This is a genomic window from Phycisphaerae bacterium (genome assembly GCA_012729815.1).
Classification (GTDB): Bacteria; Planctomycetota; Phycisphaerae; order JAAYCJ01; family JAAYCJ01; genus JAAYCJ01.
Map to the genome: position 1 here is coordinate 17,826 of JAAYCJ010000165.1, position 10,850 is coordinate 28,675.

At 63.5% G+C, this 10,850-nt stretch carries 8 protein-coding genes; 1 reads left to right on the forward strand and 7 read right to left on the reverse strand.

Annotated elements, in window-relative coordinates; all coding sequences use genetic code 11:
• Window positions 1-17: 17 nt before the first annotated feature.
• The 7 genes from GXY33_11010 to GXY33_11040 all read right to left on the reverse strand — a co-directional run bounded on the left by GXY33_11010 (window position 18) and on the right by GXY33_11040 (window position 8,362).
• Entirely contained in the window at window positions 18-1,274 is a 1,257-nt protein-coding gene (locus GXY33_11010; protein NLX05661.1) for a class I SAM-dependent methyltransferase, read from the reverse strand.
• Window positions 1,267-2,346, reverse strand: a complete 1,080-nt coding sequence (locus GXY33_11015) for an NAD(P)-dependent oxidoreductase (protein ID NLX05662.1) — start codon at window positions 2,344-2,346, stop codon at window positions 1,267-1,269. The genes GXY33_11010 and GXY33_11015 overlap by 8 nt, the downstream gene beginning before the upstream one ends.
• Window positions 2,347-2,350: 4 nt before the next feature.
• A complete protein-coding gene (gene rfbF, locus GXY33_11020; GenBank protein NLX05663.1) occupies window positions 2,351-3,121 on the reverse strand; it encodes a glucose-1-phosphate cytidylyltransferase in 771 nt (256 codons plus the stop codon).
• Complete coding sequence (locus tag GXY33_11025; protein NLX05664.1) at window positions 3,118-3,867, reverse strand: exosortase-associated EpsI family protein; 750 nt, start codon at window positions 3,865-3,867, stop codon at window positions 3,118-3,120. The genes rfbF and GXY33_11025 overlap by 4 nt, the downstream gene beginning before the upstream one ends.
• 47 nt (window positions 3,868-3,914) lie before the next feature.
• Window positions 3,915-6,641: a polysaccharide biosynthesis tyrosine autokinase gene (locus tag GXY33_11030; protein ID NLX05665.1), complete on the reverse strand. Its 2,727-nt coding sequence runs from the start codon at window positions 6,639-6,641 to the stop codon at window positions 3,915-3,917.
• Window positions 6,642-6,704: 63 nt separating this feature from the next.
• Entirely contained in the window at window positions 6,705-7,742 is a 1,038-nt protein-coding gene (locus GXY33_11035; protein ID NLX05666.1) for an NDP-sugar synthase, read from the reverse strand.
• Between the two features lie 125 nt (window positions 7,743-7,867).
• A complete protein-coding gene (locus GXY33_11040) occupies window positions 7,868-8,362 on the reverse strand; it encodes a hypothetical protein (protein NLX05667.1) in 495 nt (164 codons plus the stop codon).
• 1,667 nt (window positions 8,363-10,029) lie between these two features.
• Here GXY33_11040 and GXY33_11045 point away from each other — a divergent pair.
• On the forward strand, window positions 10,030-10,850 hold an 821-nt coding region (locus tag GXY33_11045), incomplete at its 3' end, for an RHS repeat protein (GenBank protein ID NLX05668.1).

Genomic DNA, 10,850 nt, shown 5'->3' on the forward strand with positions numbered 1-10,850 from the left:
CACTCCCACCACGTCAGCTAGACCACCGTCGGTTCCGGGATCGGAACGATGAATTTCCCGCCCTGGTTCCGGTACGGAGTCTGCTGGGCCAGGATCTCCTCGCGGAAGTTCCACGGCAGCAACACCACGTAGTCCGGCATCGCCTCCATCAGCCGCGACGGCTCGCAGATCGGAATCCGGACGCCGGGCATGTACTTGCCATGCTTGTGCACGTTGCGGTCCACCACGAAGTCGATCATCCCGGGCTCGACGCCGATGTAGTTGAGCATGATGGTTCCCTTGGCCGCTGCCCCGTACGCCGCGATCCGGCGCCCATCGGCCTTCAGCTGGGTCAGCAGTTCGCGCATTGCCGTTCGTATTCCTTCCACCCGTACGCCGAAATCACGGAAGTATTCGTGTCGATTCACCGACAGTCGCTCTTCCTCGTCGCGCATCCGCCGAACCGGCTCCTGGACGTTTTCGTGACGATTGACGTACAGCCGCAGCGAACCGCCGTGGATTGACAGCCGCTCCAGATCGTTGAGGAAAAGTCCGCTACGGCGGAACAGGCAGTCCAGTGACGTCACCGAGAAGTAGCACAAATGCTCGTGATAGATCGTGTCGAATTCGCACTGATCGATCAGGTCGCGCACGTACGGCACCTCGATCACAATGGTGCCCTCATCCTTGAGCAGCATGCCCATGCCGTCCACAAAACCCCGCGTGTCGGCCACGTGGGCCAGCACGTTGCTGGCGATGATCACGTCCGCCCGCGTGCCCTGGTCAACGAGCCGCGCAGCCAGGTCCCGGCCGAAGAACGCGCAGAGCGTTCGTACCCCGATCCGCTCAGCCGCCCGGGCCTGTCCGGGCGCAGGATCAATTCCCAGCACCGGAATCCCCCTGGCGACGAAGTTCCTCAGCAGGTACCCGTCGTTGCTCGCCAATTCCACCACCAGGCTGGCGGGGCTCAATCCATAGCGATCGATCAGGTTCAGCGCGTTGCCCCGCGCATGAACCAGCAGCGCCTCCGAGAACGAAGAATAGTACTGGTAGCGGTCGGTGAAGAGTTTCTCCGGCGGCACGGTTTCGAGGATCTGGACCAGCGCGCACTCCGGACAGAATGCCACCTCCAGCGGATAGCGGTCCTCCGGCTGCTCGAGTTGCTCGGCCGACAGCAGCCCGTCCGACGGCGGCATCAACCCCAAGTCCATCACCGCCAGCAGGCCCACCCGCTGGCACGACCGGCATCGGGCCCGAGCGCATTTGTCGTTCAGACGATCGTTGACGTTAGCCATTGATCACCACCTTCCCAGTAGATTGATTCTCCACCCAGACCGCTGCCGGTTCAGGCGCCCGCAAGTCCGGTCCCAGAAGCCCCTCCTCCATCAACCAGCGGACGTGGCCGATCCGCTGATACCTGGGTCCCTCAAATTCCTCGAGGCTCAACCTCCGGCGGCGGAAAGCCTCGTGAAGCTGCTTGGCCCCTTTCCGGGCCGTCCACAGCGGCTCAAAACCCTTCAGCGTTCGGCGAATCTTGTCGCAGTTGACCCGGTAGCACCGCGTGTCCGGACTGGCCCCTTCGGCGAACGTGACATGGCAGCCGGGCACCGTCTCGCCCACGATCTGGGCCAGTTCGCGAACCCGGTAGTTCTCTTCGGTTACGCCCACGTTGAACGCCTCGTTGTGCACCAGTTCCCGCGGGGCCTCCAAGGCCGCTGCAAAGGCACGGGAGATGTCTTCGATGTGCACGATCGGACGCCACGGACGCCCGTCGCTCTTGAGCATCACCTTGCCGGTCGTGTGTGCCCACGCGGTCAGATTGTTGAGCACCAGGTCGAACCGCAGGCGCGGCGAAACGCCGTAGGCCGTCGCGCTGCGCAGAAACGTCGGTGAGAAATCCTCGTCGGCCAGTTCCGAAATGCCCTGCTCGGCCAGCACCTTGGATTTTCCGTATGGCGTGACCGGATTGAACGGTGATCGCTCATCGAGGAAATCGTCACCCGCCGCCCCGTAGTTGCTGCATGACGACGAGAACAGGAAACGCCGTACACCCGCCTCCTTCGCCAGCCGAGCCAGACGCACCGACGCCCGATGGTTGATCTCATACGTCAGCTCCGGGTTCAGATCGCCCAGAGGATCATTCGACAATCCCGCCAGGTGAATCACCGCTGCGAATCCACCCAAATCCTCGACCGCCACGTCGCGGATGTCCTTCTCCAGAAAAGGCATATCAGCCATGCCCTCTCCGTACGTGCACCGGCGGTACAGGTTGCTGTCCAGCCCGGTCACCTCATGCCCGCCGAATCGGAGCATCGGCGCCATCACCGTTCCGATGTACCCCAGATGTCCCGTCACCAGTACTTTCATTGCGCTACTCCCATGTTTTCCACGGCGCCGTGCCGCCGTCCCAGAGTTCCTGCAACAGCCGTTTGTCCCGCAGCGTGTCCATGCACTGCCAGAACGACTCGTGGCGATACGCCATCAACTGCCCGTCCCGCGCCAGCCGCTCCATCGGCTCGCGCTCCCACTGGGTCTGATCGTCGTCGATGTAGTCCATCACGCCCGGCTCGCAGACGAAAAATGCCCCGTTGATCCATCCTTCCTGGGTCTGCGGCTTCTCCGAAAACTCGACCACCTGGCCGTCGCTGAACACCATGTGCCCGAACCGCGCCGGCGGCCGCACCGCCGTCACCGTGGCCAGCTTCCCGTGCGAACGGTGGTACTCCAGCAGCCGGTCCAGATCGACGTTCGAAACTCCGTCGCCCCACGTCATCATGAACGTGCTGTTGCCCAGGTACGGAGCCAGCCGCTTGATCCGCCCGCCGGTCAGCGTGTCGATGCCCGTGTCGATCAGGTCCACCGTCCAGTCCGGGTTGTTGCTGCCGTGGCGCAGCACGTCCCCGTTGCGGACCTTGATCGTCAGGTTGCTCTCCACCGAGCAAAACTCCACCATGTACCGCTTGATGTACTGTCCCTTGTAGCCCAGCGCGATCACGAACTCGTTGAGCCCGTAGCGGGAATAGTGCATCATGATGTGCCAGAGGATTGGCCGGCCTCCGATCTCCACCATCGGCTTGGGTTTGACCTCCGTCTCCTCCGCCAGGCGAGTTCCCACGCCACCGGCCAATATCGCCACCTTCATTGTTCCGTCCTCGCCGCCAGATGATCATCCGTCCCCGTACCGGGGCTTTCGAAGTAAGGCATACACGCCACCACCGGTTCAACGATCTCCGAGACAAACCCCGCCAGGAGGCGGTAGTCATCCTCAGCCGACCGGGTACCGGCGGTCGCGATCTGAATCCTGGCCAGAAATGCCCCCATCGATCCGAACAGGTTCGGGTGGCGCCGATTGTACTTCAGGTACGACCGATCGTCGCAGAACGCCCCGTTGACGATGTAGATCGCCAGGACCCGCTCCACCGCTCCCCGGCTGGGATGGGCAAACTCGTAGAGGGTCGCCGGGACCGCCCGTCCCGAAGCCGGACGGACGTGCGTTTCCCGCTGGCTGCGGAGTTCCCATCCCTGGCTGACGTAGCAGGCGTCCGGACGATGGCCCAGCCAACTGCGGACTCGGCCGATGTATCCGATGTACAGCCATACCGCCCGACCGTGCCGGGGATCGACGTACATTCGACTCAGGCAGTCGTCCTCCCTGGCGATCTTGACCATGTGCCTGTCCAGCGGGATGTCCTCCCCGCGCCACGTCCCCACGTGCATCGGCATATCCGCCAGCGGCCGCAGCGTCGGCGTCACCTGGTCAACCGCCACCGACACCCTGGCCGCCACCAGACGGTTCATCAGCCCCAGGCCCACAGCCAGGACCAGCACCAGTCCTACCGCGACCCGAAGATCAGACACGCGTTCCATGCAGCCCATAGCAGTCACCACGACGCGTTCCGGCGATCATTCTCTCAGAGGCAACCCGTCCTCGAACTCTAAAGGACAATCTCCGACGGAACCTCGGGGCTTCGTCCCTCCGCCGGCGAGTAGGAATAGGGGCGGTTGCTGTACCGATGGCCGTAGTACCGCCCGCCGCGCGACCCGATGTACACCAGCCCGAGCAGCTTCGCTCCGGTGCCGCTCAGGCAGGCCAGCGACTCGAGGACCTCCTCCCGCTGGCACAACCCTTCGCGAACCGTCATCACCGTCCCGTCGGCGTGGCCCGCCACGATCCGGGCATCCGCCACCGGGAGTACCGGCGTGGTGTCCAGCAGGATCACGTCGTACTCGTCCCGCCACCGGTGCAGGAGCTTTGAAAAGGCCCCGTTGGCCAGGAGTTCCGCAGGGTTCTCACCCGTCGGAACCCCACTCGCCAGCAGACTCAGACGGGGTGCCTCGCTCTGCACGATGACATCCTGATCCCGCTGCCGGCCTTCCAGCAGGTCGATCAACCCGATTCGTTCCTGGAGATCGAACTTCTGCGACATGCTCGGATTGCGCACATCCACGTCGACCAGCAGCACCCGCTTGCCGCAGGAGGCAAGGCTCTTGGCCAGCATGATCGAAAGGGTGGTCTTGCCCACCGCCTTGCCCGCGCTGGTGACGGCGATCGCGCTGCCCCGCCGCGTCCCCAGGCGGTACAACAGACCGGTACGAATCTTGCGAATACACTCAGCCACCGCCGGTGAGGCCTCCGGCGGCCCGTCAGCCCGACGAAGCATAGGGATCTGCCCCAGGAAAGGCGTGGGAGAGGCCAACGTCACCTCGTCCGCCCCTTCCACCGTGGTGGCCAGTCGAACCCGCAACATGGCCGCCCCGAACGCTATGAACAGCGACCCCACCACGGCGACCCCGGTCAGTTTGACCCGCCGGTCCTTCGACGGGACCGTTGGTTCCTGCGGCCATGCCACAATGTCGATCGCGCCCGGCGCCTTGGCCTCCATTTCCATCTCGTCAAGCCGGGCCTGAACCCGCCGGTAGAGGTCGTGCCGAACGCCGATGGCCTCGGTCTCCTTGGCCAGCAGTTCGGCGCTGTTGAGGGTCTGGTTCAGGGTCTGGCTCTGGCCCCTGATGTGCTCCGTCAGGATCTTCTTCCTCAACTCCAGAAGCACGATCTTCTGCTTGATGGTCTCCAGGCTGACGAAGCCTTCTCCGGGGCCCTCCGCCGTCCCCAGTTCCCGTTCGACCCCTAGCAGCCGCGCGTGGTCCAGTTGCGACTCCCGATCCTTCAGCAGACGCTCGCCCAACGCCACCCGACTCCTGAGTTCGACCATCGTCGGATGGTTCTGACCGAACTGTCCCGCCGCGTCCCCGGCCTGCTGCCGAGCCGTCTCCAGGTCCCGGCTCAACCGCCGCCACTCCTCGTCCAGAGCGTAGTCCATCAGGTCCGCCGGCTGGGTGGACGGGCCGGCCTCCGCCCGATCGGCTTGGCCCGCCGCCAACGCCTCCAATTGTCTCCGCTGCCACTGCGCCATGGCGAGCTCCAACTCGGTTTCCTCGAGCCGCGCCTCCAGATCGTCCAGGCGCACCCGCTTCTGCGAAAGAAGATCGTTGGCGTCCACCGTGGCCAGCTCCTGCCGGAGCCGCCAGGCCGTCCTCTCGCGGCCCTCGATCTCCCGGCGCAGCGACTCGTACTCCTCGACCAGCTTCTGATAGAGTGTGTCGTTGACCCGGATCGAGCTCTCGCGGATGAAAACGATGTACGCGTTCAGCACGGCGGTCAGGATCTTCGCAGCGTCCTGTCCATTGATGCTGGTCATGCTCACGTCGATAATCTCGCTGGTGGTCTGCGGTGTCGCCTCGATCGCCGCCAGGAGCCGCCTCAGTTGGCCGGCCGTACCTCCCGGCAGCGACGCCTGCACCCGCCCCCATCCGGTCTCCTGCACTTCCGGACTCTCCATCGCCCGCTGAAGCACCTTGGGGCTCAACAGGATTTCCACCTGGGTGTTCCGGAACGACTCATAAAAGGGAATGGTCCCGTTGCCTTCGGTGTTGAACACCAGCCGCGGGATGATCGGCTGAACCCGGATTTTGGCCGTCGCCATATACAGGGGCACCACCTGTGTCCAGATCGCCCCGGTGCTCATTCCAGCCAGCAGCACAAACACCACCGCGATGGTGAACTTGTACCTCAACAGCCGGGCCAACACCGCCATGGGCGATGATGTCGGCCCATCCGTGCCGGCGCCGTAACCGGACGGCTCACAAACCGCCGGCGGCGCGTACCGCGGACCCGATCCGGACGGTTCACCGATCGTAACGGGCTGGCTTTCCCACCCATGCTCATGCCAGGACCGGTCGTGCACCTGGTTCGCCGGTCGAGACATTAGGATAGTCTCTCCCGCCGCGGCGGTATCCGACACCGCATCCGCGTAAACGGTGCGGCTGCCCCGCTCACCCGAGGCGCCCGTCGGGTCGCGAAAGACAACCTTCACCGAGGCGATGGTCAACTCGTCTCCATCGGCCAGGATGTGGTGCTTGATCGGCTGGCCGTTCAGACAGGTCCGGTGGCGTGACTGGAGGTTCTTGATCGCCCACCGGCCACTGGCCATCCGCCTGATCTCGGCGTGGTAGGAGGCCACCCGCGCGTCGTCGATCTGTACGTCCGCATCGGACCGCCGCCCAATGACCGTCGCGATCCGCCGCAGTTCCACGCATCTGGTGCAGCCGTCACTTGTGCCAATCACAATGCAGGGCGTCGCTGGTTTGGTTGTCTCCGACATCGGTCTTCCTTCCTAACGGTATGAGCTTTGGAAGCCGCCTCCGTCAAACTTCCCAGCCCCGGCTCACGACCTGATACCACTGGTTTGAAAAACCGTCGAACGAGCCCTGCTGGCGTCGGGCGCCACGAAGTTCCTCGGCCGCGGCGTCACCTGTACGCGGTGCTCCACTTTCTCGAACGGCTCGACCCCCGTTTCCCCGGTGAACACGCACATATCCACAGTGGCGTTCGGGCCGATCGTGCATTCATCCCACAGAACCGACCGCGACACCACCGCCCCCCGGCCAAGATGGCAGTTTGCCCCGATCACGGCCGGACCCGCCACCGTCACCCCATCCGCCAGAAACGTCGCGGGACCGATCAGAACCGGCCCGAGCAAGCGCGTCCCCAGCGGACAGGTCGCCGTCCGGTGCACCCGGCTTTGCAGGTGCCGCGCGTACTCCACTTCTGGAAGATTCAGGTGCCATCCGCACTCCAGCAGATGGGCATTGGCGAACAGATAAGACTGGGCGTTGCCAACGGTCAGGCAGGGCCTCTCTCGCATGTCGGCTTCCACCCGAGCTCCGCACGCCTGTAGTCCGGGAATCAGGCTCTCCTCGATGCCGCAACAGCCGGCCTCGGGCACCTCATCAAAGGCTTCACGCTCCAGCACATAGATGCCCGATGAGATGAACCCCCGGCCCACACTGTCTCCGTCTCGACTCAACACAAACGTCAACAGGGCCTCCGCTCGGCCATGCCCCTCCAACAACCCGTTCAGTTCGAATTGCGGTATACACGATTCCTCAACCACCACGAACCGCTTCGCGCCACTTTCGCTCGCCGCGTCCCGCACGCATCCGGCCGACCCGCGGGGAAGCTCATTCTGGTAGTAGTCCAGCCGCACTCCGGCGTCACTCCCATCATCGAGACACTCCATCAGCAGATGCATCTCGCGACCGGCGCAGATCGTCGCTTCGGCAACGCCCCCCTCCGCCAGCCACCGCAGGATGTGCCAGATCAGGGGGCGGTGGATGATCGGATACAGCGAAGGCGGCAGCACCGCGTGCCAGGAGCATCGCGATCCTCCAGCCATCACGATCGCCTTGACATCGCCCCGCATTGTGACCCCTTGCGGCCCATCCCGTTCAGACCAAATACGTGACCAAGGCACAGAGCATCAGCAGCGCCCCACCAGCCTGGAAGCGCCGCGCCGCTCCACTCGAAGTCTGATACGCTCTGCCGCGTCTACTCCGCAGGCTCCAGCAAATCCGCCTCGATCTCCACCAGAGCGCCCTGGCCCAGCATGCTGACCTCCAACACCAGACGTGCCCGCCTGCCCCGACTGACCACCACCCCTTCCAGCCCCTTCAGTGACCCCGAGGCGATACGGCACCTCCGGCCGACCGCCGCGTGACGGTACAACTCTACCGGAGTCCGCGATGCCAGAGCCTGTTCAATCCCCGCGAGTTCCGAAACGAAACGATCCTGCTCGGCCACCGGGATCACCTGGCAGAGGCGGTTGGTCCCCAACGCCATCTGGCGAACCGTCTCATCGCCGCAGAAGAAGATATACGACGGAAACAGTGGAAGAAGAGACCGCCTTCTCTTCCCGCTGGAGATGTGTGTCTTCCAGATCATCGGCAGAAAATAGCCGATCCCGCGCTCCTCGAACTCCCACGCCGACGCCTTCTCGCATCGCGACCTGGTGTGGCCCACCCACCATCGACCGTCCAAGTCCACAACCCTATGAACTCCAAGACCCAGTACTGGTGGGTTGTCCGCGCGCCTGGCGATTACCGCCATGTCAAACCCCCTGCCTCCGCACAAACCCCGTCCCCCTCGCTGTCCCCGCGACCGTGACAGACGGCGATGCAGACTCCTCGTCGATGAACTGGAATCTCCGAGACATGGAGCGCCGGCAGAAGTGCCTCATCCGCTTCTGCGCAAGCGGCCGTCCATGCCCGCAAACCCCCTATCGACGAAGGCGTGTCCTGAGGCAATCTCCGAACGAGGCGGCGTATGCGCAGCTTCAGGAACATTCGATCCGTGGCCGCCGTCCTGCCCCCGCGATCTCATCCAGAGCATATGCCTCACACCCCCATGCCGGAAACATGCTTCGGATAATACACAACGTCACGGCCCGAGTCAAGCTCCATCACGACAAATTCGGATCGACAACAACACACGGCATCTTGCACAGAGCTTTGTGAAGGCCGGATGGTACAGGAACCTGTAACATGATGTCTACGAGACAAGACATTGGAGCACTGGAGTACATCTCCACCCAGAACAACCGAAGAACGGATTCCTCATGGCGTCCACCGCTTTGCGAAGGCTGATTTCACAGGCCTGCCAGACGACGGTGAGCGACCCACCCCTGACATCCTTTGGGCAACAGCCGACAACACCCCATCCGAGAATGGCGAGGCGAACGACCCGCAACCATACGATCCTCGGTCTGGCCAACATCCTGTGCAGGCTCGGTCGTTGGCCTGCGTCGTTGGGCGCCGCCGCCGGCAGTTCGCCATGCTGGCCTCATTGCTCCCCCGTTCTTGCCTGGAACGAAACAGCCTCGCCGCAACGCCCAAGCGCATCCCGACTCCTGGCCCCCTCCCAAGGCACCGATCAACCGCCCCCGGCGGCCCGATCAGCAACAGGTCCCGAAGGCCGCCCGGGGACGACGGGCCAGCAGCCGTTGATGGCGGACGATCATCCGTTCGACGCCAATCCGGTCCGTTTCTCCCAGCGGATCGCTCACCGTCCCGCCATGCAGCCGGTGGAATCCCCTCGGCTTGGCACAGGCGGTTCAAGGGCATCTGGCCGGTCCTTCGCGATCTGAGGCCAGTTGGGCCGCCTGGCTCCCTTTCCCGTCCACAGTTCCCAGGATCGAGGATCTGCAAGGAACGGAGACGATTGGTCGGCAAACGGACAGCGAGTTCTCACAAATCCCGGTGTCGTCAAGGGTTATCAGAACCCGGGTTGTGAGGGACTTCCGGGGGATGGACGGCGGAGACGGGAGGTTGATGCACAATCCCCAATCGCACCTCCAGAGATCTCCAGCGGCAGGGAGAGAAACCGTTGCGGAATATTCCAGACCGGATAGAATGAGGGGTAGGGGTACTGTTGCAGGCAACAGGATCTTTCTCGGCGCAAGGCTCTCAGGCTCCTTGACAACCGGTGCCGGCTGATGTTGTGGCCCGGCGCGGGCAGCATCTGATGACGCTCCGCATGGCGAGCATGACCCAGAGACGGGCTCAAGGGGGTTCTCGTGTTGCCTGATCGTTCAGGAGACAGATCATGAAGCAGCGAAGTCCTCTCTCGCGTATCTCGGCTTCGAGAGCGAGTTTGACGGCACCGTGGTCTTGTCCGAGAACCAACCCCCCGCTGCGGGCTACGGCTGGAGTATCGTGGACGTGTGCCGACTTCACGAGGTGAACGACACCGTCAGTATCGAGGCGGGCGATGGAAACCGCGTTCAGTTCACAGCCGAGACCGACGGCGCCTACACCCCCTCGGTCGGCGATTTCTCACGATTGTCCAAGGCCGGCAACGGCACCTTCACGTGGACCCAGGCGGACATGTTCATAAGGGTGTTCGACGCAAACGGCAGACAGACCAGCGTCTCCGACCCGATCGGCAACACAACGACGATGACCTACGACGCCAACGGCGAACTCCTGACCGTCACCGATCCCGTCGGCAAGGTCACGACGTTTACCTACAACGACTCCAGTCGGTTCACGTCGATCGCCGATCCGTTCGGCCGCAAGACGACATTCGAGACGGACGCACACGGAGACCTGACGAAGATCACCAATCCTGACGGGACGGCACGGACGTTTACATACGATGCTCAGCATCGCATGACCCAACAGACCGACGCCGCCGGCAACCAGACGCAATACACCTACAACGCGTCGAACCAGATCACCCGCGTCGACCGCGCGGACGGCTCGAACACTCTCTACAACACGGAAACCGCACAAAACCTGATCAACAATCTTCCCTCCGGCTCCGCTACCGAATCCAATCCCCTCTCACTGGCCGACAGGACCGCGCCCTCCTATACCGATGGCGCCGGAAACACCTACACGTTTGCAACCAACCCGTTCGGCACGCGGACCTCGATTACCGATCCCATGGGGCGCACCACCGTCATGAACCGCAACGGCGACGATCAGGTCATCAGCCTGGTCACGCCCAGCGGGAACACCGTCTCTTATGAGTA

Excerpts from the sequence above, each read along its gene's own strand:
- GXY33_11030 (NLX05665.1), bottom strand. The coding sequence starts at position 6,641 with ATGTCGGAGACAACCAAACCAGCGACGCCCTGCATTGTGATTGGCACA.
- GXY33_11010 (NLX05661.1), bottom strand. The coding sequence starts at position 1,274 with ATGGCTAACGTCAACGATCGTCTGAACGACAAATGCGCTCGGGCCCGA.
- GXY33_11015 (NLX05662.1), bottom strand. The coding sequence starts at position 2,346 with ATGAAAGTACTGGTGACGGGACATCTGGGGTACATCGGAACGGTGATG.
- rfbF (NLX05663.1), bottom strand. The coding sequence starts at position 3,121 with ATGAAGGTGGCGATATTGGCCGGTGGCGTGGGAACTCGCCTGGCGGAG.
- GXY33_11035 (NLX05666.1), bottom strand. The coding sequence starts at position 7,742 with ATGCGGGGCGATGTCAAGGCGATCGTGATGGCTGGAGGATCGCGATGC.